Source organism: Saccharothrix deserti, assembly GCF_009769385.1.
Lineage (GTDB): Bacteria > Actinomycetota > Actinomycetes > Mycobacteriales > Pseudonocardiaceae > Actinosynnema > Actinosynnema deserti.
Genome location: NZ_VKAB01000011.1, coordinates 265,946 through 288,732, shown reverse-complemented (window position 1 = coordinate 288,732; position 22,787 = coordinate 265,946). Strand labels below are relative to the sequence as shown.

General features: G+C 72.3%; 16 protein-coding genes. 5 read left to right on the top strand and 11 right to left on the bottom strand.

Features of this window, described 5'->3' with window-relative positions:
• Positions 1-22: 22 nt before the first annotated feature.
• Together FM051_RS20910 and FM051_RS20905 are read right to left on the bottom strand one after the other, a co-directional pair.
• Positions 23-871, bottom strand: coding sequence for an ABC transporter permease (locus FM051_RS20910; protein ID WP_158845914.1), 849 nt, complete (start codon positions 869-871; stop codon positions 23-25).
• Positions 868-1,764, bottom strand: coding sequence for an ABC transporter ATP-binding protein (locus FM051_RS20905; protein ID WP_158845911.1), 897 nt, complete (start codon positions 1,762-1,764; stop codon positions 868-870). Before FM051_RS20905 ends, FM051_RS20910 begins: the two co-directional genes overlap by 4 nt.
• A gap of 225 nt (positions 1,765-1,989) precedes the next feature.
• Between FM051_RS20905 and FM051_RS20900 the strand changes: the two genes are divergently transcribed.
• The gene (locus FM051_RS20900) at positions 1,990-2,811 is read left to right on the top strand and encodes a GbsR/MarR family transcriptional regulator (protein WP_158845908.1); all 822 of its coding nucleotides are present in this window, start codon (positions 1,990-1,992) and stop codon (positions 2,809-2,811) included.
• Between the two features lie 9 nt (positions 2,812-2,820).
• On the opposite strand, the gene FM051_RS20895 is transcribed toward FM051_RS20900, so the two are convergent.
• Both FM051_RS20895 and FM051_RS20890 read right to left on the bottom strand, forming a co-directional pair.
• The gene (locus FM051_RS20895) at positions 2,821-4,263 is read right to left on the bottom strand and encodes a flavin monoamine oxidase family protein (RefSeq protein ID WP_158845905.1); all 1,443 of its coding nucleotides are present in this window, start codon (positions 4,261-4,263) and stop codon (positions 2,821-2,823) included.
• 168 nt (positions 4,264-4,431) lie between these two features.
• A complete protein-coding gene (locus tag FM051_RS20890; protein WP_238412526.1) occupies positions 4,432-4,947 on the bottom strand; it encodes a GNAT family N-acetyltransferase in 516 nt (171 codons plus the stop codon).
• 98 nt (positions 4,948-5,045) lie between these two features.
• Here FM051_RS20890 and FM051_RS20885 point away from each other — a divergent pair, with 98 nt between their 5' ends.
• Positions 5,046-5,447, top strand: coding sequence for an MmcQ/YjbR family DNA-binding protein (locus tag FM051_RS20885; protein ID WP_158845902.1), 402 nt, complete (start codon positions 5,046-5,048; stop codon positions 5,445-5,447).
• Positions 5,448-5,454: 7 nt separating this feature from the next.
• On the opposite strand, the gene FM051_RS20880 is transcribed toward FM051_RS20885, so the two are convergent.
• Complete coding sequence (locus FM051_RS20880; RefSeq protein ID WP_158845899.1) at positions 5,455-6,312, bottom strand: NAD-dependent epimerase/dehydratase family protein; 858 nt, start codon at positions 6,310-6,312, stop codon at positions 5,455-5,457.
• Positions 6,313-6,464: 152 nt separating this feature from the next.
• On the opposite strand from FM051_RS20880, the gene trpB reads away from it, so the two are divergent.
• Genes trpB through FM051_RS20865 form a run of 3 tightly spaced genes read left to right on the top strand, consistent with a single transcriptional unit; the run spans position 6,465 to position 9,251 of the window.
• A complete protein-coding gene (gene trpB / locus FM051_RS20875) occupies positions 6,465-7,631 on the top strand; it encodes a tryptophan synthase subunit beta (RefSeq protein ID WP_158846191.1) in 1,167 nt (388 codons plus the stop codon).
• Positions 7,628-8,434, top strand: coding sequence for a tryptophan synthase subunit alpha (gene trpA, locus FM051_RS20870; RefSeq protein WP_158845897.1), 807 nt, complete (start codon positions 7,628-7,630; stop codon positions 8,432-8,434). The genes trpB and trpA overlap by 4 nt, the downstream gene beginning before the upstream one ends.
• A gap of 19 nt (positions 8,435-8,453) precedes the next feature.
• Entirely contained in the window at positions 8,454-9,251 is a 798-nt protein-coding gene (locus tag FM051_RS20865; RefSeq protein WP_158845894.1) for a GntR family transcriptional regulator, read from the top strand.
• On the opposite strand, the gene FM051_RS20860 is transcribed toward FM051_RS20865, so the two are convergent.
• From FM051_RS20860 to FM051_RS20835, 6 genes are all read right to left on the bottom strand, one after another.
• On the bottom strand, positions 9,248-10,387 hold the full coding sequence (locus FM051_RS20860; RefSeq protein ID WP_158845891.1) for a Cmx/CmrA family chloramphenicol efflux MFS transporter: 1,140 nt from the start codon (positions 10,385-10,387) through the stop codon (positions 9,248-9,250). The two genes, FM051_RS20865 and FM051_RS20860, sit on opposite strands and share 4 nt — an antisense overlap.
• A 270-nt stretch (positions 10,388-10,657) precedes the next feature.
• Entirely contained in the window at positions 10,658-12,388 is a 1,731-nt protein-coding gene (locus tag FM051_RS20855; protein WP_158845888.1) for a hypothetical protein, read from the bottom strand.
• The gene (locus FM051_RS20850; protein WP_202918946.1) at positions 12,385-15,801 is read right to left on the bottom strand and encodes a DUF5682 family protein; all 3,417 of its coding nucleotides are present in this window, start codon (positions 15,799-15,801) and stop codon (positions 12,385-12,387) included. The genes FM051_RS20855 and FM051_RS20850 overlap by 4 nt, the downstream gene beginning before the upstream one ends.
• Complete coding sequence (locus FM051_RS20845) at positions 15,782-16,942, bottom strand: ATP-binding protein (protein ID WP_158845883.1); 1,161 nt, start codon at positions 16,940-16,942, stop codon at positions 15,782-15,784. The genes FM051_RS20850 and FM051_RS20845 overlap by 20 nt, the downstream gene beginning before the upstream one ends.
• Positions 16,939-21,741, bottom strand: coding sequence for a hypothetical protein (locus tag FM051_RS20840; protein WP_158845880.1), 4,803 nt, complete (start codon positions 21,739-21,741; stop codon positions 16,939-16,941). Before FM051_RS20840 ends, FM051_RS20845 begins: the two co-directional genes overlap by 4 nt.
• The gene (locus FM051_RS20835) at positions 21,738-22,622 is read right to left on the bottom strand and encodes a DUF4132 domain-containing protein (RefSeq protein ID WP_158845877.1); all 885 of its coding nucleotides are present in this window, start codon (positions 22,620-22,622) and stop codon (positions 21,738-21,740) included. Before FM051_RS20835 ends, FM051_RS20840 begins: the two co-directional genes overlap by 4 nt.
• Positions 22,623-22,787: the final 165 nt, after the last annotated feature.

Sequence of the window (22,787 nt, the reverse complement as noted above, 5' to 3'; positions counted from 1 at the left end):
CGGTCGGTCGAGGGTCCGTCACCTATCCGACTCGTTGGAGGGACTTCTCCCGCCGTTGGGCGACACTCGACCCGGATTCCCGGCGGGCCATCCGGCGCAGCACGATCGGCGCCAGGACCAGGCCCAGGACGGCCCACGCGGTGAGCACGCCGACGATTTCCAGGTGCCGCCACGACTCGCCGATCTCCACGGCGACCGCCGCGTCCGGCAGCAGCGCCGAACGCATGCCGAGGCCGAGCCAGTAGACCGGGAAGACCTGGGCGACCCACTGCAGCCAGACGGGCAGTGACGTGATCGGGTAGAAGATGCCGGAGATCGCGATCATGCCGAGGATCGGCAGGATGAGCAGGCCCTGGCCGCGTGCGCTGGAGAACACCGAGCCCAGCACCGCGCCGATGGGCAGGGCGGCGACCATGCCGAGCGCCAGCACCCACGCCAGGGTCAGCCAGGAGTCCGGGCTCCCGGTCACCAGGCCGGAGACGAGGAGCACGCCGGGGACCAGGAAGATGGCCAGGTCCACGATGAGGCCGCCGGCCACGGACACGATCTTGCCGACCAGGTAGCCGAGCATCCCGTTCGGTGTCGCCTTCGCGCGCAGCAGGGTGCCGTCCTCGCGTTCGGCGGTGAGCAGTTGGCTCATGGTGACCATGGCCATCGCGGCGTTCATGCCGAGGATGCCCGGCAACGCGAGGGCGCCGACGGAGAACCCGCTCTGCCCGAACGACACGTCACGCAGGAAGTACGTGACGACCAGCATCAGCACGGGCCAGAACGCGTGGTTCCACAGGTCCGCGCCGTTGGTGAGCGACTGCCGCAGCTCGATCAGGCCGCGCCTCCAGCCGGCGCGCAACGCGGTCGCGGTCGGGTTCACCGGGCCGCTCCTTCCGCCTCGACCCGGCGCACCAGCGACAGGTAGGTGTCCTCCAGTGAGGCCCGGCGGACCTCGAGGTCGGTGATCTCGTCGCCGTACCGGCGGAACAGGTCGTGGACGAACCTGGTGGACTCCTTGGTCGACCGCACGTGCCGCTGCCCGGCGTGGGTCCAGCGGACCTCGTCCTCGCCCGCGATCCGCTGCGACAGCTCCTCCGCCGTGCCGTCCGCGACGATCCGGCCGCCGTCGAGGACGACGATGCGGTCGGCGAGCTTCTCAGCCTCGTCCAGGTCGTGCGTGGTGAGCAGGATGGTGGTCTCGTCCTGGCTCGCGAGCCGGTGCACGAGTTCGTGGAACTCGCGCCGGGCCACCGGGTCGAAGCCGGTGGTCGGCTCGTCGAGGAACAGCAGCTCGGGTCGGCCGACGATGCCCACGGCGACGTCCAGCCTGCGCCGCTGCCCGCCGGACAGCGTCCTGACCTTCTTGTGCGCCTGGGCGGTGAGGCCGACGGCCGCTACCAGGTCGTCCGCGTCCCACGGTCGCGTGATCTGCTCGGTGGCGTAGCAGGTGTAGTAGGTGCCGAGGTGCGCGAGGAGTTCGCGGACCCGCCACTTGCCGTGGTCGCGCCAGGACTGCAGGACGACGCCGACGCGGGCGCGCCACCGTTCGTCGGCGTGCGCCGGGTCGACGCCGAGCACCGAGACCCGGCCGGCCGAGCGCATCCGGAAACCTTCCAGGATCTCGATGGTCGTCGTCTTGCCCGCGCCGTTCGGGCCGAGCAGGGCCAGCACCTCGCCGTGCCGGGCCTGGAACGTGACGTCGTGCAGGACGTCGGTCGTGCCGTAGCGCATGCGCAGGCCTTCGACGTCGAGCACGACTTGCTCGCTCGCCATACCTCCCCCTTCGTCAACTGATCTTCAGAAGGGAGCGAACGCTACGTTGCGTTTCACAGAGCTACAACGCGAAGCCGTGCCCTGTATCCGCATTTACCCTGGTAGATGCCGTGCAAATCATTGCAATGACGTTGCCGACGAATGCAATTCCCAAGACCAGTCCGTTGCAATGTGCTGGTCGTGAATGCACACTGGGCGGACCGACGAGCAGGAGGTGGGCCGGCGATGCCGGGAGGCAGGCTGACCGACGAGGACCGCCGCGACATCGCGTCCGGTCTGACCGAGGGCCTCGGGTACGCCGAGATCGCGCGGCGGCTGGACAGGCCGACGTCCACCATCACCCGCGAGGTGAGCCGCAACGGCGGCCCGCGCGACTACCGCGCCGACCGCGCCCACCTGGCCACCCGCCGACGCGCCCGCCGACGCAGGACCGCCACGCCCCACGAACCACCGGCCGACGTCGGCGCACCCGGCCGCGATCCGGCGGCGGTGCTCGCGTTCGCGGAGGAGTTCGCCGCGCTGATGGTCCAGACGGGACTGCCGCGCATGGCGGCCCGCGTGCTGGCGAGCCTGGTCACGACGGACGCGGGCGCCCTGACGGCCGCGGAACTGGTCGGCAGGCTGCGGGTCAGCCCCGCGTCGGTGTCGAAGGCCGTCGGCTACCTGGAAGGCCTGGAACTGGTCCGCCGCGAACGCGACTCCCGGCGGGAGCGGTACTTCATCGACGACGACGTGTGGCTCCGGACGTGGCTGACGAGTGCCCGGACGAACGCGATGCTGGCGGCCACCGCCCAGCGCGGCGTCGACGTCTTCGACCCCACCACACCGGCCGGTGCCCGCCTGGACCACATGCGCCGGTTCTTCGCGCAGCTCAGCGACGACATGTCCGGTGGTCCCGGCACGGCCACCGGCGACGTCGTCACCATGCTCGCGGCACTGGTCCGCGCCGTCACCCCGGACAGCGCGGACCGGCTCGCCACCGAGCTGGGCTGGCCACCGGACCGGGTCGCCGCCGCCCTCCACGACGCCGAGCTACTCACCCGGTAGCCGGCGCGCTCAGTCCTTCCAGGGCATCTCGTCGCGCAGCCCCTCGTGGATCGCGTAGGCGTTCTTCACCGCCGCCTTGAGCGCGCCCTCCACCCACCGCCGGTGACGGCGGTCGCACGCGTCGTTCGCGAACCAGACCCGGTTCACCGGTCGGATCACGTCCTCGTAGAACGCCTCGCTCATCTCGAACGCCCGGAACAGGGGGCCGATACCGCACGCGAACCAGTCGAGCGCCCAGTCCTTGTACACGCCGAACTCGAACGTGTCCCGCGCCTCCGGGTGGATCTTCACCAGGTCCTCCAACGCCTGGGCCACGCTCTCCTCCCCCGCCAACGGCGTGTAGGGCATGCTGTCCTGCTCCCAGCAATACGACGCGATCATCACGCCCTTGCGGAAGCGGGTGTCCTGCCCCGCCGGCGGGTACACGATGTTGCGGATCGCCAGGTCGGTCACGGTGAGCCCGTGCGTGATGCCGTACGAGCTTTCCCACCACCGTTCGCTGAACTGCATGAACAGCTTGTGCGCCCGCCCGTAGTAGGTATTGCGGATCGCGTACCACTTGTCCGGGTCGAGCCCCTGGATCTCCATGTGCCGCAGGCTCGCGAACGGCACCGTCACGATGCACTCGTCCGCCGTGATCGTGTGTGTCTTGCGCCCGGCCCGGAAGTGGACTCGCACTTCACCGTCCGTCTGGTCGACGGCGTGGACCTGCGCGCCGAGCCTGATGTCGTCCATCAGGAACGGCTCGAACGCCCTGGGCAACGAATCCGCGCCGTCCACGATGTAGACCAGCCGGCCGAACACGTCCTCGTAGTAGTGCGAGAACCACTCGACCAGCGAGAAGTGGTACCGGCCCTCCAGGTTGAACAACGGCCCGAGCATCGACAGGGCGCCGTCGCTGAGACCGCGCTCCTTGAGGTACCCGAGCAGCGTGTACCCGTCGTAGTCGGTCAGCAGCCGGTGCCACGCCTTCGCGTCGTCCTCCTGCTCCATGATGTCCACGAGCGGCTGCACGGTGTGCCGCAGCAGGTCGTGCGGCGCTTTGTCGGCCTCACCGCGCGACAGGTCGAAGGTGAACTGGTCGGCGCTGAAATCCCGCCGCCGCACACCCTTTCCCTGGAGGTACACGAACGTGTCCTCGTCGTACATGGGAAACGGTTTCGTGGCGAGCTTGAACTTGTCCTCGATCAGCCACTGCACCAACGGGTGCTGGAGCGGGAACCGCATCGCGCCGAACTCGCCGTACATATCGCCGGCGAATCCCCGATAGGTGAGGATGCGCCCGCCCAGCCGGTTCTGGCCTTCGAGGATCGTCACCTCGTGGCCGGCTTCCTTCAACAGCATGGCCGCGGTCAACCCGGCCATTCCGGCGCCGACCACGACGATCCGCCGCCGTGGCGCGGCACTCTCCGGCAATCCTGCTCTGAGCAGATCGAGAACGTCCAGCGACATGAATCCGACCGTACTGGTCCGAAAACAGGCGGCCAACTACCCGAAGGGTCGGGTTCATTTTCATCCGCACGACTCAAAATGCCCGGCCACAACGCAGAAGTGCGGTTCCGCGGATCGCCGCGCCGCGGCCGAACGGGGTCGCGCGTCCCCCGGTCGGGTGGCGGAGCGTCAGGTGTCGGAGCGCTCCACCCGCTGGGCGAGCACCTGTCCCGGCCACGAGCCGACGGTGAACCGCTCGACCGGTTCGAAGCCGTTGCTGCGGTAGTAGTCGACCAACCGGCCGTCCGAGCCCGCGTAGCAGTCCACCCGCAGCAACTCCACGCCCGCGCGCCGCGTCTCCTCGCGGGCGTGCGCCAGCAACGCGCTGCCGACGCCGAGCCCGGCGAACGACCGGGACGTCACCAACAACGTCACGTAGATCTCCGGCTCGTCGGCCGGAGCGACGTAACCGGGCGGTCTGGGCGCGAGGGTCATGGCGCCCGCCGGCACACCGTCGACCTCGGCGATCCACGCCGTGCCTTCGCGGATCTTCTCCACGATGCCCTCGATCCGCTCGGGGTGCTCGGTGAACGGCTCGCTCCCCCACTGCCCGGTCCGGCCGACGGCGTCCAGCCACGACACGGCGCTGTCCAGCATCTCCATGATCGCGGGCAGGTCGGCCAGGTCGCCACGACGGATCTCCACCAGTGCAAGGTAACCCCGGACCCGGGCGGCCCCGATCCGGGGGTTCCGAGCCCGCGGCCGGGGTCAACCCCCTCCCGCGTTCATCCGATAATTCACGGATGGGTGAACCGGCGGAGGTACCGGACGAGATCGTCGAACGGCTGCGGGCGGTGTGCCTGGCGTTCCCGGAGGTCGTGGAGGAACGGGCCTGGCGGGGCACGCGGTGGCGGATCCGGCAGCGGGCGTTCGCGCACGTGCTGGAGGTCGAGGACGGCAACCCGCCGTCGTACGCCCAGGCGGCGGGCACCGACGGGCCGGTGCTGACGTTCCGCTCGGCGGGCCCGGAGCTGGCCGCGCTGAGCCACGCCGCCCACCCGTTCTTCAAGCCGGTGTGGGCGGCCAACGTCGTGGGCCTGGTCCTGGACGACGACACGGACTGGGACGAGGTCGCCGAGCTGCTGACCGAGAGCTACCGGGTGTCCGCGCCGAGGAAGCCGGTCGAGCGGATGCCGCCGGTCTGAGCACGGGTCACACCTGGTCGCGCCAGCTGTAGCGGGGTTCGTAGCCGAGCAGCCTGCGGGCTTTGTCGATCGACAGCAGCGTCTCGTTGCCCTCCACCGGCCGTCGCAGCGGGACGTCGGGAAGCCGCTCGGCGACCAGGTCGGCGGTGGGCTTGGACATGACCGTGTCGGCGTTGGCGATGATGAACACCTCCAGGCCGACGCCCTCGCGCTCCAGGGCCCGGCGAACGGCCTGGGCGCCGTCACGGGCGTCGATGTAGCCCCACAGGTTCCACGACCGCAGGCCGGGGTCGGCGTCGAACGACGGGAAGGCCGCGTAGTCGCCGGGTTCCATCACGTTGGAGAAGCGCAGGCCGGTCGCCTTGAGGTCCGGCACCCAGCGGCAGAACTCGGCCGCCATGGTCTCCTCCAGGTGCTTCGCCAGGGCGTAGGAGGTCTCCGGCCGGGCCGGGTAGTCCTCGTCGACCGGCAGGTACGGCGGCGGCGTGTCGAACGGGAGGCCCAGCAGGGTCTCGCTGGACGCCCACACCACGTTGCGGATGCCGGCCTGCCTGGCGGCGGCGAAGACGTTGTACGTGCTGGTGACGTTGTTGTGGAAGATCGTGGCGTTGGTGGCGACGCCCGGTCCGGGGATCGCGGCCAGGTGCACGACCGCGTCGACGCCAGCATAGCGGTCGTCGATCGCGGTGAACGCCTCGACCACCTGCCCGTAGTCGGTGAGGTCGAGCAGGGTCGTCGGGGCGAGTTGCGTGGCCGGGAGGACGCGGTCGACCACGACCACGTCCCAGCCGGTGGCGACGAGATCGGCCACGACCGCGCGGCCGAGCTTGCCGCTCCCGCCGGTGACGACGACACGCGATGGCATACGACTCCTCGGGATCACAAAGGCGTTCGACGGTGTGCCCGCACAGACTGCCGGCACATGTGGACGGTCGACAGCCCGAGACTTGCCGAGCACGGTCAAAGAGTTCTAGAGTTCTAGATGTGTCAGTCGAAGAGGTCGTCAGCACCGGCGCGATGCGCGCACCCGACGCCGCCGGTCGGTTCGGAAGGTTCGGCGGGCGCTACCTGCCGGAAGCACTCATACCCGCAGCCCAGGCAGTGGAGACGGCGTTCCGCGAGGCGTGGGCCGACGCCGCGTTCACGACGGAGTACCGGCGGCTGCTCGCCACCTACGTGGGCAGGCCGACGCCGTTGACGGAGTGCGCGCGGCTGTCCGAGGCGTTGGGCGTGCGGGTGCTGCTCAAACGGGAAGACCTGGCGCACACCGGGTCACACAAGATCAACAACGTGCTCGGCCAGGCGCTGCTCGCGCGGCGCATGGGCAAGCGAAAGCTGATCGCCGAGACCGGCGCCGGGCAGCACGGCGTGGCCACCGCGACCGCCGCCGCCCTCCTCGGCCTGACCTGCACCGTCTATATGGGACAGACCGATGTCCGGCGGCAGGAGATGAACGTCTTCCGGATGGAACTGCTCGGCGCCGAGGTCGTGCCGGTCACGTCGGCGAACGGCGTCGGCACGCTGAAGGAGGCCACCAACGGCGCGCTGCGCGCGTGGGTGAACGAGACCGAGGACGCGCACTACTGCGTCGGCTCCACCATGGGCCCGCACCCGTACCCGTGGATGGTGCGCGAGTTCCAGCGAGTCATCGGCGAGGAAGCCCGCGCCCAGTGCGCCGACCGGCTGCCGACCGCCGTGCCGGACGTCGTGGTGGCCTGCGTCGGCGGCGGGTCGAACGCGGCGGGCACGTTCGCCGGGTTCGTGGACACCCCGGCCCGGCTGGTCGGCGTCGAAGCGGCCGGCGGCAGCGCGGTGGAGAAGGGCAAGCTCGGCGTGCTGCACGGGTTCATGTCGCACTTCCTGCAGGACGACGACAGCCAGGTCCTCGAAGCGCACTCGATCTCGGCGGGGCTGGACTACCCGGGCGTCGGCCCGGAACACGTGCACCTCGCCGAAACCGGGCGCGTGCACTACACGAGCGTCACCGACGACCAGGCCGTGCGGGCGTTGAAGCTGGTGACCAGGACCGAGGGCATCCTCCCCGCGCTCGAATCCGCGCACGCCCTGGCGTGGGTGGTCGACGCCGCCGCGACCGGTGAGCTGGCGGCCGGGTCGACGGTGCTGGTCACGCTGTCCGGACGCGGTGACAAGGATATCCAACAGGTCAGGGAGCACCTCCGATGAGCGTCGCGGTCGCCACGTTGGAACACCACTTGCGGGCCGCCCGCGCCGACGGGCGCCGGCTGCTGATCCCGTACGTCATGGCGGGTGTCGTGCCGGACTGGTTGGACCTGGTCCGGGGCGCGGCGGAGGCCGGTGCTGACGCGGTCGAGATCGGGTTGCCGTTCTCCGACCCGATGCTGGACGGACCCACCGTGCAGCAGGCCGCCGCCCTCGCGACCGGTCGTGGCGGACGTCCTCGGTCGCTGCTGGACGAACTGGCCGGGCTGGACGTCGACGTGCCGCTGGTCGTGATGACCTATGCGAACGTGGCGATGACCTTGACGCCCGAGCGTGGCGTGGGCGGGTTCCTCGACCACCTCGCGGCGGTGGGCGTGCGCGGGGTCATCGTGCCGGACCTGCCGTTGGACGAGTCGGCGGAGTACCTGGCGCGTGCGGCGGAGGCCGAGGTCGCGGCGGTGCTGCTGGCCGCGCCCTCGTGCGGTGACGACCGGTGCCGTGAGATCGCGCGGGCGTCGTCCGGGTTCGTGTACTGCATGAGTTCGATGCGCACGACCGGTGAACGGGACGCCCTCGCCACAACCGCCCGTGAGACCGCTCGGCGGCTCAAGGGGATGACGGACCTGCCCGTGGTGACCGGTTTCGGCATCTCCACTGTGGAGCACGCGGTGGAGGCCTGTGTGGACGCCGACGGCGTCGTGGTCGGCTCGGCGCTCATGCGGATGCTGGTCGACGGCGCGCCGGTCGCCGAGGTCGTGGACGCGGTGGCCGCGTTCCGCCGGGCGCTATCCTCGGTCGGAGGTTGAGAGCGGGGAGTTTCCACAGGTGGACGACGGGCGGCGCACTGGCCGCGAGTACGAGACGCGCGTGCCCAAGTACCTCGCGATCTACCGGGTGCTGGCCGACCGGATCGCCGACGGGCGCTACCCGGCCGACGCGCCGCTGCCCGCCCAACGGGAGTTGGTCGAGGAGTTCGACGTCTCGCTGATGACCGTGCGGCAGGCGATCCAGGCGCTGGAGGCGGACGGGCTGCTGGAGACCCGGCACGGGGTCGGCACGTTCGTGCGCCGGCCCGCGTTCTCGTACGGCCTCACCGGGTTGCGCAGCCTGTCGCAGGACTTGGTCGAGCAGGGCATCGAGCTGGAGACCGAGGTGCTGGACGCCGGGCTGGTCGTGCCGCCGGCCGATGTGAGCGCACGGCTGGGCGTCCCGGCGGGTGGTCGGGTGCTGGCAGTCGAACGGCTGCGCAGCACCCGCACCACCGGTGGGCCGGTCCCGTTGTTGTTGCAGACGTCGTACCTGCCGGAGGGGATCGGGTCGCGGATCGGTGCGGAGCCCCTGCGCCACCAGTCCCTCTACCGCCTCCTGGAGGACCTGGGAACGCCGGTGCGGCAGGCGAGCGAGACCATCCAGGCGGTCGCGCTGACCGCCGAGCAGGCCGGGGTGCTCCAGCGCGATCCCGGTTCGCCCGCCCTGCTCAGCTGCCGCCTGAGCCGAGGTGAGGACGGCACCCCTCTCGTGGACGACCGCGCGCTGCTCGTCGGCGACAACACCGTGATCACGGCGGAACGTGCCGTGACCGGAACGAACCTCGCCTACGAGCACCTCACCACCCCGCACTAGCTCCGCGAGTCGTCCACGGCGATGACGGCGATCGCCGTTGTGGCCAGAGCGACGCTGACCCACGTGGCGCCCAGGTAATCGTTCGTGGTCTCGGTTGTGATGCCGGCGAACAGCGGACCCAGGAACGCGCCGACGTTCAACGCGACGGTGGCGAACGCCCCGCTGAGTGAGGGGGCGTCGGACGCGAGGTGCATGACGCGGCTGACGAGTGCCGATCCGACACCGAACGACAGCCCGCCCTGGACGACCGCCAGGGTGAACAGCGGTGCCGGGTGAGCGCCGGCCACGGCCAGTGCCGCCCACCCGGCGGGCAGAGCGCACATCGCGAGGATCAGGCCCGGCCCGAACCGGCCGCCGCCCAGGCGTCCGGCCAAGGTCACTCCGATGAACGCGCCCACGCCGAACGCGGCGAGCAGCCCGGGAACCGCACCGTCGGGCAGGTGGGTGACGTCCGTGGCGATGACGGCGAGGTAGGCGAAGGTCGCGAAGGTGGCCCCGTTGACCAGAGCCGCGAGCACCAGCGCCAACCGCACCGGCCGTGACCTCAACGCCCGTGCTTCCCGCCTGATCGACACCTCTCGCCTAGCGGACGGGTCGGCCGGCGCGGACCGGAACACGAGCGCCAGTGCGGGCACGCACAGGGCGGCGATCGCCCAGAAGGCCGATCGCCAACCGGACCAGTCCCCCAGCAGGGCGCCCGCCGGCACGCCCGCGACGCACGACAGCGTCACCCCCGACAACAAGACGGCAGTGGCCCTGGCCTGCTTCGCCGGGACCACCAGGGCCGTCGCGACGGACATCGCGACCGCGAGGAAACCGGCGTTGACGATCGCGGCGACGATCCGGGTTCCGAACAACACGAGGAAATTCGTCGTGACCGCACCGATGACGTGGACGGCGACGAACGCGGTCAGGAAACTCGCCAGTGCGCGACGGCGTGGCCAGCGCGCGCTCAGCACGGCCATCACCGGCGCACCGACGATCATCCCGATGGCGTACGCGGACGTCAGGCTCGCCGCCGCGCCCACCGACACGGACAGGTCACGGGCGATGCCGGGTACGAGACCGGACAACATGAACTCGGAGGTTCCTTGCGCGAAGACGGCAAGGCCGAGGACGTAGACGAACACAGGCAAGGGATCGACTCCAGCGTTGGCATACGCGGTCAGGAAATCCGCGTGCCAGGCCGTAGAGCCGCGTCACCCAGGATTGGGGCGAGAGCCGAAAACGGACAGACACGCGGAGCACGTGTCCGGCCGCCGGAAGGGAGATCGATCAAGACCGGTCGACTACCGGTCGGACAACCCGCCGCCGACGACCGGCGGCTCCGCTCTGTCCGACTCGGGGCTCATCACCCGACGGACCTTAGTCACGGCCCCACGAGCCATCAACCGGGTTACGCGCCCTCAGCCGTGGCCCACCGCCGCCAGCCACGCGCGCCGAGCGGCGGCACGGGTGAACTCGCGGACGTGCAGCCCGGCGCGCAGCCACGCGAACGGGAAATCGTCCCCGACGTCACGCACCACCCGGCCGAACGCATCGCGGCCACGGTCGCGTGACGCGGCGGCGAGGTCGGCCAGCAGGTCGGCGGTGGTGGCGAGACCGGTTCGGGTCAGGGCGGCCACGTCACGGTCGGCCGATGCGACGGCCGCCACGGCACGTCCGCCCGATGCCACCCGGTGCAGCACGTTCTCCAGCGGACGCACCGGCCGGGGCACGCGTTCGGACGGTTCCGGGCGGGGTGGGAGCTCACGGGTGCCGTCCCCGGCGACGTGGGAGCGTTGGATTCGGTCCAGGCCCAGGTCGACGTGGTGCCGGAGGTCGGCGGGCAGGTCCAGTTCGCCGGAGACCGCCAGCGCGACGGCCGTGCCGGGTCGGTCGGGCAGCGGGCGGGCGACGACGCGCAGCCGGAGGCCTGCGGCGCCCGCGAGCACGCGCAGGTTCTCCCGCGCCCACTCGCCCTCGCCGACGAGGTCCAGGTGAGCCGCGGAGGTCGCCAGTCGCAACGCGCCGCCGGCCGCGCCGAGCACGGTGCCGTCCAGGAACAGCAGGTTCGCGCCAGCCGGGCGGTAGGCCTCGGGACGGGTTTCGGCCTGGAAGGCGCGCAACACCTGATCCGGCAACGGTTGTGCCCACAGGTCGGTGAGCGGCGGCTCGTTCCAGGACGCGGCGGACGCGGCCACCGCACGAACGCTCTTGCCCGCACCCAGGCGGTGGTCGGGCGACGCCGTGCCGCCGGACAGCAGCACGCCGCCACGCCCCAATTCGTGCTGGCTGAGCCCGGACTCGCCGACCGCCACCGGCCCGCTCGCGGCGGCAGCGACGCGTTCCGCGCCACCCGGCATGATCGCGGGGACCGTCCACAGCACGCCGGCGTCGTCCACGAGGTGCGTGACGACGCCGGCGTAGCCGGAGGTGCTGATGATCGCCTCAGTGCACAGGCCGTACAGGCGCAGAGCGCCGATGGGGCGGTACTCGCGCCTGGCCGTGCCGCGCAGTTCGGTGGTCGGGCCGATGTCGGTGCGCAGGTCGTGGCACAGGAGCATCAGCTCGACCAGTTCGGCGGTGAGCAGTTCGCGGTCGAACGACGAGTCACCGGCACGTGCGGCGGCCAGGGCGGCGGCAATGCGCAGGCCGTTCGCGGCAGCCCGGTGCAGGCCCGCGACGCGTGCGGTGTGCACGGCACGCAGCAGTTCGGCCCGGACCACCGCACCACTGCCCGTCGCACCAGCCCGCAGCACCGTCGCGCACGCCTCCCAGAGGGCGCTCGCGGCGGCACGTTCGCTGTCCGACGCGGTCTCTGCGTCCACGTCGTCCGGTACGACCTCGGGAACGGTGGCCGGAGCGGCGGTGTCGGCGGCGGTGTCGGCCGCCGCGACCGCGATACCCCGGTGCAGGCACTTCGGCGCGAGCAGACAGCTGCACACCAGATCGTCGGCCGCAGTGAGCACGCCTTGGCGCAACGTCCACGTCAGCGCCGTCTCGGAGTCGAGCGTGGCGTGCGCCGTGTCGGCGTCAGCCGTCACCGTCCACTCGGCAACACGCACCAGAGCCGCGTCGACCCGCTTCCGCAGCCGGGGCGGCAACCCGTCGAGCACATCGGCCACCACCGCCGGGGACACCGGGGGCACGCTCATCCGCGCACCTTCTCCCCCACCCAGCGGGCCAACGCCTGCGGGCTCAGGGCGGCGACCGGCATCCCGGCCGCGACCAGCGCGCCCGCTACCGACGTGGAGTAGCGGGCGACGCCGCGGTCGTCGAGGCTCGCGCAGCCGAGCACCGTCACGCCGGAGGCGACCAGTTCCCGGACCTGCCCGACGAGCGGCCCGACCGGACCGCCCTCCTCGAAATCGCTGACCAACACCACCATCGTCCTCTCCGGCACGGCCACCAGGGAACGGGCGTGTCGCAACGCCCCCGCGATGTGCGTGCCGCCGCCGACCCGCACCTCCAGCAGCAGCGACAACGGGTCCGCCACCCGCTCGGTCAGGTCGACGACCTCGGTCGAGAACGCCAGGAAGTGCGTCGACAGCGCGGGCACCCCGGCGAACACGGACGCGGTCAGCGCCGACCACACCGTGGACGCCTCCATCGACCCGGACACGTCCACCACCAACACCAACCGCCAGTCGCTCGCACGCCGCCCCCGCGTCCGGAACACCGGACGTTCCGGCACGACCACCACCCGGCCGTCTGCGTCACGGCGCGCGGTCGCCAGGTTGGCGCGCAAGGTGCGCGGCAGGTCAAGCCGACCACCCGGTCGGCGGGTCGGCATCGGCAGCTGCATCCCCGTCAACGCGGGCCGAACGCGGTTGGCCAGCTGTGCGGTCAGCTCCCGCACCAGCCGTGCCACCAGTGGCCGCAGCCGGGCCAACGCCGACTCCGACAACCCGCCCGCCAACGACAGGACGTTCCGCAGCAACTCCACCGACGGCCGCACCGAACCGGGGTCGATCTCCAGCGCCGCCTCCAGCCGTCCCCCTTCCGCCGCGGCGGCCAGGACCTCCTCCCGGACGTGGTCGCCGAACAGGTCCCGCAGCTCCTCCGACCACTCGCGCACGTCCGGGAACGGGCTGGAGCGGTCGGCCCCGAGATCACCGCGCAACGCCCCTTCACCGCGATCACGCCCGTACAGCTCGTCCAACGCAGCGGCATAGCGTGCCGCACCGGCCGGACGTTCGCCGTACAAGCCGAGCACCAGCCGCCACCGGACCCCGACCGGCAACGCGCCCGACACGGACACCGCAGCCACCGGAGACTCCGGCATTTTCCCGACTGACCGAGCAGGACGCTCGGTCAGCAACCCGTGGGCGCGCAAGGCATCCACACCCGCTCGTTCGGCGTCCAACCACACCGCCAGCAGTTCGGGATCAGGGGTGCCGTGACCGTCCACCCGTTCGCCCGTGCGCTGCTCCACCACCGCCAGCACCCGTGCCCGAGCCGCCGGGCCGACCGACGTGAACGCCCCGCGCAACGCGGGCAGCCGGTCGAGGAAATCCCGGTCCGCCAACCCCTCCACCCGGTCCAGCAACGGCGACAGCGCTTCCGGCGTCTCCAGCAACGGCCCCGCCGCCGCGAGCACACCGGTCAGCCCGCGCCGCAGCACGTCCCTCCGCTCGGGGGTGCCGGCGCCGTCCACCCACGACGCCACCCGCTCCCCCAACGCCGAAGGCGGCACCGACCCGAGGAGGACGCGCGCCGCACCGGCGGCTCCGGCGATCAGCGGCGCACCCTCGTCGGCCAACCGTCGCAGACAAGCCTCAAGTCGCAGCCCGTGCACCTCGTGCCGCTGGACCAGCTCCACCAACGCCCGCGCGTCCGCGACGTCCTCCGACCCGGCGAGCCCGTCCAACTGGGCCACCGCCGCAGTCTCCAGTTCCCGCGCGAGCGTCGGGTGCCCGTCGAGGACGTCACCGGGTGTCCCGGGCAGGTGGCCGGCGCGCAACCGGTCGAGCAGGTCCAACGCGGACAACAACTCCCGCAACGTCCCGGCCGACGGCAGCACGGTCGCCGCGTCGGCCAACAACGTGTCGACCGACTCGGGCAACCCGCACAGCGCCGCGTCGACGAGGTCCGCCAACACCGCCGTGGGCGTGTGCCCGCCCTTCTGTTCGCGTTCGGCACGCCGTGCGCGCAACCGTCCGGACGCGGCCAGCTCCAGCGTCGCGCCCCACAACCCGGCCACCGGCAACGTGGCCGCCGTCGCCGGGGTCCACGCCACCGTCCACCGGGTGGTGAGCGCGTCGCCACCGCCGACACCGGTGGTCGCCGTCTCCTCGGCGTACGTCACCCCGAGCACGGCCAACCGCCGCAACGCGACCTCACGCCACGTGTCCAACTCCGACCGCAACGGGTCCAGCCGCAACGACACCGGCTCCCGCTCCCGCGAGTCGGGACCGGGCAGCCGCAGCGAGGCGAGCAACGCCTCCACCGCCGGAGCCAGACCCGACCGTGGCGTGCCGGGTGCGAGCACCCCGGTTCGGTGGCCCACCAACACGTCGCCGGCGGCCCGTGCCACGACCCGCCCGCGGCCCAACGGCTCGGCGTGCGTCAGCACGGTCTGCACCGCCTCCACCACCTCGCCCCGTCCGGGCGCGGGCAGGCCGCGCAACCGGGCCAGGTCGACGGCCAGCCGCAACGCCTCCCGCGCCTCACCCGGACCGGCCGGGTGGCCGAGTTCCCGGACCCGCGCGCAGATCCGCACGATCACCGACGCGGCGGCGGCCTCCACCGCGCCCGGATCGCCCGCCGCCTCCAGCACCGCCTGCTGCCACTCCGGATCGCGGATGCCCGCCGGGTAGCCGGAACGCTCGTCCAGCAACGCGAACCCGTACGGCACCAACGACGTCACGACGTCCGTGTCACCGGGCGATGAATCGTCCACCGGCCCGTCCAGCAACGCCGCCGCGTGGAACGACCCGATCACCGCCGCCGTTCTCCGCCCGTCCGTCCGCCGCACCGCGCGCCGCATCCACGCCTCCCGGCGCAGGTCGAACGGGTCCACCCCGGCGCCCTCGGCGTCCTGCCGCAACGCCCAGCCGACCAGCAACGCCGCCCGCCGCACCGCCTCGGCGGTCTGGCCGGGCGCGGCGGCCTCCACCAACCGGTCCCACAGGTCGTCACCGTCACGGCCGGTGGTGGCGCGGCGCAACGCGTCCGTCAGCGGTGACGCACCCTGCCGTTCGCCCCGGCGCCCGTCACCGCGCACGGCGAGCGGCAGGTCGCACGGGCGGACCTCCACGCCGTTGCGGTGCGCCCAGCGGATCGCGGCCAACTCGGGCGAGAAGTCCGCGAACGGGTAGAACGCCAGGTCACCGTCGGGGGAGGCGCCGGACAGGGCGACCGGCGCGACCAGGTCCGGATCGGCCAGGAACGGCAGCCACCGCCCCGACTCCTCGGGCAGCTCGACCAGCAGGACCTCCGGCGCGAACGCCTCCAGCAGGGTGGGCACCACCGCCGCCAGCGCGGGCGAGTGGTGCCGCACCCCGATCAGGTGCGGGGTGTCGTGCTCGGCCAGCCGGTCGACGAGGTCACGCGTCGAGGACGTCACGGAGTTCCCACAGCCGTCGCCAGGTGCGCGCACCGGACTCCGCCCGCCGCCGCACCGCGCCGTCCCAGTAGCCGAGCAGCCGGGCCGCGTCGCCGGGGTCGTCCTTGCGGACCACGCCGAGCAGGTGTCCGGGCAGCAACGACAGCGGGTCGCGGTCGCCGGGGAAGTAGGCGTCGGCCAGCCCGAGCGAGGTGGCGACCGACACCGCCTCCGCCGTGCTCATCACCGTAGACGGCCGCTCGACCGCCCAGCCCTCCTCCGAGATGCCGTTGCGCAGGTCGCGGAACGCGGTGACCAGCACTTCCAGCACCACGTCGTCCACCGCGAACGGCGCGCTCACCCGTTCCAGCGCGGCGCTCGCCTGCCGTCGCACCAACGCCGTCTCGGCGGCCAGGTCGCCGATGGGCCCGACGGCCTCGAAGTTGAACCGCCGCTTCAACGCCGCCGACATCTCCGAGACGCCCCGGTCACGCAGGTTCGCGGTGGCGATCACGGTGAAGCCGGGCGCGGCGTGCACGGTCGCACCGTCGGGGCCGGACAATTCGGGCGCGGACAACTCGGGCACCGCGATGCGCCGGTCCGACAGGATGGACACCAACGCGTCCTGCACCTCGGGCAGGCACCGGGTGACCTCCTCGACCCGCACCACACCGCCGCCGCGCATCGCGGTGAGAACCGGTGACGGCACCAGCGCACGCGGACTCGGCCCTTCGGCGAGCAGGAGCGCGTAGTTCCAGCCGTAGCGCAGCTGGTCTTCGGTCGTGCCCGCCGTGCCTTGGACGACGAGCTGGCTGCTGCCGGAAACGGCGGCGGCCAGCAGTTCGGACAGCATCGACTTGGCCGTGCCGGGTTCGCCGACCAACAACAGCCCCCGCTCACCCGCGAGCGTCACCACGGCCCGCTCGACCAGGGCGCGTTCACCGACGAACTTGGTGCTGATCACGAGCCGGGACGGCACACCGTCCACCGAGACACCCTTGGGCAGCACCAGGACGTCGCCGCTGCCCATCACGAACGTGACCACGGCACGCGGTGTGAGCCGCCACCCCGGCGGCCGAGGACCACTGTCGTACGCCGCGAGGAACGCCAATTCTTCGCGGTAGGCGTCCTCGGCCGGTTCGACCTGCCTGGGAGCGGTCACCTGCGTCCTCCGGTCTTCAGCTCTTCATAGGCGGGCGCGTCACCGTCGAGAACGCGGCGCCACGCGCGCTCGAACAGGACGGCGATCGGCTCGAACGGCACGATCACCTCGTGGCCGCCCGGGGTGGAGCCGAACATCGGCGCCTTCCACGACTCCAGCGGCAGGTGGGGTGCGGCCAGGGCCAGCCAGCCACCGGGCAGGAACAGCGACCGCCCGGCCCGCGCCCGTTTCGCGGTGAGCACCAGGTCGGTCTCGGCGAGGGCGGTGCGGGCCTTGCGCAGCCTGGCGGGCTTCCACCCGGTCCACCGGGCCACGTTGGCGTCCGTGGGATCGGGCAGGGCCAGCAGTTGCAGGTACAGCACCGCCGCGTCCTCGGTCAGGTCGAACTTCCCGGACACCTCGGCCACCAGGTGCGGCACCGACACCGTCGGGTCCTGGTGGTAGGCGGCCGGATCGACGCCCTCGGGCGCCGTGACCGCGCACGCGGCGGTGAGACCGTCGTCCGCGAGCCGGGTCAACGACCACAGCACGTCGTGCGCACCGGTGGCCTCCACGAGCGCCACCAACAGGTCACGGTCCTGCGGTCCGATCAGACCCGGCCGCGCCACCAAGCGGCAGGAGTGCTGGTTGACGCCCGCCACCTCCAGCCAGTCGCGGTGCCGGTGGACGGCACCCTCGGCAGGCAGGTCGATGCCCAGCAGGGCGCGCAGGTTCTCCGACGAGGTCCACCCGCTGAGTTCGACGGCGAAGCCCGGGTGCTCAACCCTTTGCCTGGCCAGCGCCAATGCCTCCGGCAACCGCGCCCGCAGCGGCGAGCCGACCGGGAGCCGCTGCGCCAGCCACGCCAACACCTGCGGCACCGCCCGCAGCGCCGACCGGTCGAACCCGTCGCCGTGACGAGCCTCCAACGACGAGCCGTTGAACCGGAAATCGGCGTCCGTGGTGAGCCACGACGTGCGGTCCGGGTTGACCACGCCCGTCACGTACTCGCCGTCACGGGGGAGGTAGAGCAGCTTCGCGGCGTCCACCAGCACGTCGTCCGGCACCGGCGAGAGCTGCCCGTGCTCGGCGATCCACACCTCGGCGACGGCGTCCACATCGGGCCCGCGCGTCCACAGGTCGGCCGGATCGGCGGGCACGGCGGCGGCGATCAGCCGACGGCGGTAAGCGGCGCTCAGCCGCCGGAGCCGTTGCCTGGCGGCCTTCGCCCCGCCCGCGGACAACCCGAGCAGGTGCCGTTCGGCGGTGCCGAGGAAGTTCGCGTCCCACCGGTCGATGCCCGGCATCCCGGCCAGCAGCAAGGTCGCCTCGGCGCTGCCCAGACCGGTCCGCTCCACGAGCGCGGGCACGGCCTCCGGGAACCACGGCGCGGGACCACGCGAGGCGAGCACGTCGAGGAACCGGGCGATTCGCTCACGCCCGAACGGCGCTCGCACCTCCTCGGCCGTCTCGATCCGCCAGTCCTTCGGCAGGTCGAACACGCCGGGCGTACGGGTGTACTGCACGCCGTCGAACCGGCTGCCCGGCTCGTTGCGCCATTGGGTTTCGAACAGGGCGATGAACCCGTCGCCCACCGGCACGACCCGGTCCTTCGGGCTCGCCTGTCCCGCGTGCACGACCACGCCGACGGTGCGCCAGTGCCCCGCGCCGTCCGCCAGGCCGCTGTCCGCGACGGACCGCAGCACCAACACCAACGCGTCGCGCTGCTCGTCCGGGGTGAGCGGTGACGCGGCGCGGTGGGCCAGCGCGGCCAGGTGGGGCAGCGCCCAGAACCAGCCTGGGCTGCCCGACTCGGGCAGCGAACGCCCCTCCGGCCGCGCGGTGCTCTCACCGAGGGCCGCGATCAACGCGGGCAGGCCGGTCGGCACGGTGCCACGCGAGTTGTGGGAGCGGTACGCGCCGAACCAGCCGAGTGCGGCGTTGATCTCTTCCTCGGTGGCCTCCGGGCCGGTGGGCGCGAGGACGGGGTCGACTTCGCGGGCCGCCGCCGCGATCGTGGCGTACTCCCGGTAGGAACGCAGCAGGTCGGCGGCGCGGCTCACCACGCCGACCACGCCGACGATCAACGCGGGATGGGTGAGGCCGGGCAGGGCGGCGGTGACGGCGCCGTCGAGCCCGCCGCGCTCACCGCGCGCCAACGCCGCCAGCCGCTCCCGGATCGTGCGCTTCTCCCGCGGTTCCGCCAGTGCGGCGGCGAGCATCCTGTCCACGGCCTCCCTCGTCACGCCGCGCAGCGCGGCGGAACCGGCCTCGTCACGCGGCCTGAGGAGGTGCCACCAGTCCAGCGGCGGCACGAACGGTGTTCCCGTCGCGTACAGCGGGTGCTGCGCGTTCGCGGACACCGTGGCCACCGTGACGCCGTCGGTGTCGAGCAGCACCATCGTCTCGCGCCCACCCGCCAACGTCACCTCGGTCGCGCCGGGCAGCCGCAACACACCCACCGGACGCTGAAGATCACTGGAAAGCCGGACCCGTCGGCCGTCGACGCCCTCACCGACCCACGAGCCGTCGGCCTCACGACGCACCCGCCACCCGTGCAGGCCGTCGGACGCGCCGAGCGGGCTGCCCTCGGTCTCCGGCAGCGCGGGCCTCAGGTCGCAGTCGCCGAGGACCAGTGCGGCGCCGTCGGCGGCGAAATCCTCCACGAACCGCGGCAGACTCGCCCGACCACGCCCGCCGGTGGCCGGGTCGACCTCGTACCAGCGCCAAGCCTGCTCCTGGTACGCCCCGGTCCACACGGTGGTGCCGTCACCGTGCGCCTGCTGCGGCAGCGGCACCACTGTGTCGCCGGGGTGCACGGCCCGCCCGCCGGCGAAGCGACCGCCACCGGGCAGCGCGATCGACGCCGTCGGCAGGTCGTTCCGGTAGTAGTACCGGCCGGCACCGATCGGGAAGATGCGGTCGGGCGCGTCACTCCAGTACGCCGACTCGCCGTCCGGCCCGTACCAGCGCACCAGCAGCACCCCGTCGAACCAGGACGCGGCCGGCACGAACCCCCAGCGGGCCCGGGCGTCGGCCGGAATGCGGGAAACGTGTTCGGCGAGCACACCGTCCGGCCCGACCACGACGAACGTCTCACCGCGGCGCAGCACGAGCGCGGGCCACCCTTCGCCGCACACCACCACGCTCTCGGCCCGGGGAGCACCGCCCGACAGCAGTCGGCCGACCGCCTCCTCCAGCGCGGGCCACCCCAACTCGTCCAGCAGGCCGGCGCGCAACGTCCGGTGCAGGGCGGCGGCGACATCGGTGCCGGCGATCGACTCGGCCGCCTCCGGGACGTCCACGAACGCCTCGGGGACCCGCACCACGGCCAGTTTGTCCAGGTGCTCGGCGAGGTCGGGCAGCCCGGTGGCGGCGATGCGCGCGGCACGGGAAGTGATCCACGAGCGCAGCGCACTGCGCAGACCCGGCACCGCCATCGCCGACGACAGCACGTCCAGGCCGACCGTCGCCGTACGGGCAGTGGCGTGGGCGTGCGCGACGAACCCGTTGCCCAGCGCGCCGGCGAACCGTTCGGACGCGGCCAACGCGGCCAGGTCACGACGCCCCGGCTCCCCGTCGCCCAGCCACTCGGCCACGTCGAGCTGCTGGTCCTGGTCGGCGGGCGCGATCGGCACCCCGCGCGACACCAACAGGTCCAGCACGTCCAGCTCACCCTGACGCCAGTACCGCAACGCCCGGACCGGCACACCGTCGGCGGCCAGCCGATCGGCCATCGCCTCGACCAGCTCCAGCAGCTTGAGCGACCGCCCGGTGCGCCGCCAGCCCGACAAGCGCACCGCCAGCACCGACGACAGCCACTCGGCCGGGTTCGCCTCCACCTCGTCGGGCCCGACGAGGGCACGGGTCGCGCCGCACGCCGTCAGGATGTCCAGCCACGTGTCGAGCGCCGCCGACGAATCGGGCACGAACGCCAGCAGCCGACCGCGCACCTCCACGTCGTCCTTCGCCAACGCCACCAGCGGAGCGCGGTAGGCCTTCCAGAACGCGCCGCTCGCCCGGCTGATCGCCGAGCTGTCCAGGATCGCGCGCAGCAACCGACCGTCCTCGACGGCCAGATCGCGCTTCGCGGCCTTGGCCAACCGCCGCAGGTCCTCCGGCATCCCGGTGTACGGGGGCAGGCCGCCACGCGTGCGTTCGACGCACAAGGTCAAGAACAGCTCGTAGGCCGCGTCCGGATCGTGCTTGCGCGCCAAGCCCTTGGCGTGCGCGGACAGTGCCTTGGCGGTCAACGCGCCGGCGAACGCGAACTCCAGGAACACCTCACGCGTGCGTTCCGGGTCCACCGCCAGGTCGTGCACCTCCTCCGCCTCACGCGCCTTGCCGAACATGCTCGCCGCGTACGCGGTGTTGCCGTGCTGGAGGAAGATCCGCCCGGCCTGTTCGTAGAACGTGGGCAGGAAGTGCGGCGCGGACCGGCCGAGCATGTCGCCCAGCGCGGTGAACCCGTCCTTCGCCGCGCCCGCCCGCGACTTGGCGGTGCGGGCCAGCCGTTCGACGTCCTTGACCAGGTTGAGCGCGTGGTGGGCGTTCGCCGGGTCGTGCACCAGCGCCCACGCGGGGAAGCCGAGCGCGCTGCGCCTGCCGGTGCCGACGTCGGTGATGCGGGCGGGCGCGTCGAAACCGAGGTACTCGCAGGTCAGGTCTTCGGCGCGGCCGAGCACGGCGGGCACCAGCCGCACCACCACGCGGTCGTCCAGCGCGGGGTGGGTGTAGTGGCGGGCGGTGATGGTGTCGCGGTCCTCGCCGACGTCGTCGGTGCCGGGCAGCACGGCCCCAGCCGAGATCAGGGCGTTCACGGGGCCACCACCGCTTCCTCCACGACGCGACCGGCGTGGATCGCCGCCGCCATGCGCATCCCCTCCGACCACGCGACCGGTCCGACGTCGGCCGGCGCCAACGCGGTTCCGTCCTCCAGCGCCCACCGCAGTTCGCCGGTCCAGGTCTCGCCCTCGGGGTAGTCCGAGCCGAGCCAGTAGCGGGCCTCCACGACCCGGCCGTCCTCGAACGCGGAGTAGACCGCGTCGCCGCCGCGCACCGGGTAGCCGAGCGTGCGGCACCGGCCCAGCGCGTGGTTCAGCTGCTCGAACTTGCCGCCGGAGTAGTCGTCCACGGCCGTCTTGCCGGCGGGGAACGCGGCGGGGCGGACGAACGTCTGCCGGAACAGCTGCTGCACCTTCTGCTCGATCCCCAGTTCGGCGCCGAACTCGCGCAGTTCGTCCAAGTCGTCCAGCAGCACGGGGTGCGGGATGCGCACCGACTCGGGTCTCGCCCGGAGGCTGTCGCCGTCGAGGGTGACCACGCCCAGACCGATCCGGGGGTCGGCGTCGCGCAGGAACCCGACCGCGGCGCCGCCACCGTCGTCGGCCGTGACGACGAGGTCGCGCAGCGCGTCGGCCCAGGCGGCGTCCGCCCAGACCTCGCAGATCAGCGCCGTCGGCACGGGCAGGGAGCGCACCATCCAGCCGTCCACGGTGGACAGGCACTCCGCCTCGTGGCGCGACAGCCACTCGGCGAGCTGCCGTAACTGGACGACCTGGGGGTCGTCCTTGATCGACGCGGGCACCGAGGAGAGGAGCTTGCCCTTGCCGTTGCGGCACTGGACGCGCCCGTTCTCCCCGAGCCGCACCTGGTACCCGGAAGCGCGCCCCGAGAGATGTTGGGCATCGAGCCAGCCCACGGTTCCTCCTGCGAGTCGTTCACGACGGTGTGGGGCAGGAGGCTAGCGACGGGGTCCGACAAAACGATCAGCTCGACGGGTTCGTCGCCACGCCGTGACCATGAGAGCGGTGGCCTTTACCTCAAGTCTTGCCCAAATCAGGTGCGATTGTGACCGGGATCTCTC

Coding starts and splice junctions, on each gene's coding strand:
- FM051_RS20905 (WP_158845911.1), bottom strand. CDS start 1,764: ATGGCGAGCGAGCAAGTCGTGCTCGACGTCGAAGGCCTGCGCATGCGC.
- FM051_RS20900 (WP_158845908.1), top strand. CDS start 1,990: ATGCCGGGAGGCAGGCTGACCGACGAGGACCGCCGCGACATCGCGTCC.
- FM051_RS20895 (WP_158845905.1), bottom strand. CDS start 4,263: ATGTCGCTGGACGTTCTCGATCTGCTCAGAGCAGGATTGCCGGAGAGT.
- FM051_RS20885 (WP_158845902.1), top strand. CDS start 5,046: ATGGGTGAACCGGCGGAGGTACCGGACGAGATCGTCGAACGGCTGCGG.
- FM051_RS20880 (WP_158845899.1), bottom strand. CDS start 6,312: ATGCCATCGCGTGTCGTCGTCACCGGCGGGAGCGGCAAGCTCGGCCGC.
- trpB (WP_158846191.1), top strand. CDS start 6,465: ATGCGCGCACCCGACGCCGCCGGTCGGTTCGGAAGGTTCGGCGGGCGC.
- trpA (WP_158845897.1), top strand. CDS start 7,628: ATGAGCGTCGCGGTCGCCACGTTGGAACACCACTTGCGGGCCGCCCGC.
- FM051_RS20855 (WP_158845888.1), bottom strand. CDS start 12,388: ATGAGCGTGCCCCCGGTGTCCCCGGCGGTGGTGGCCGATGTGCTCGAC.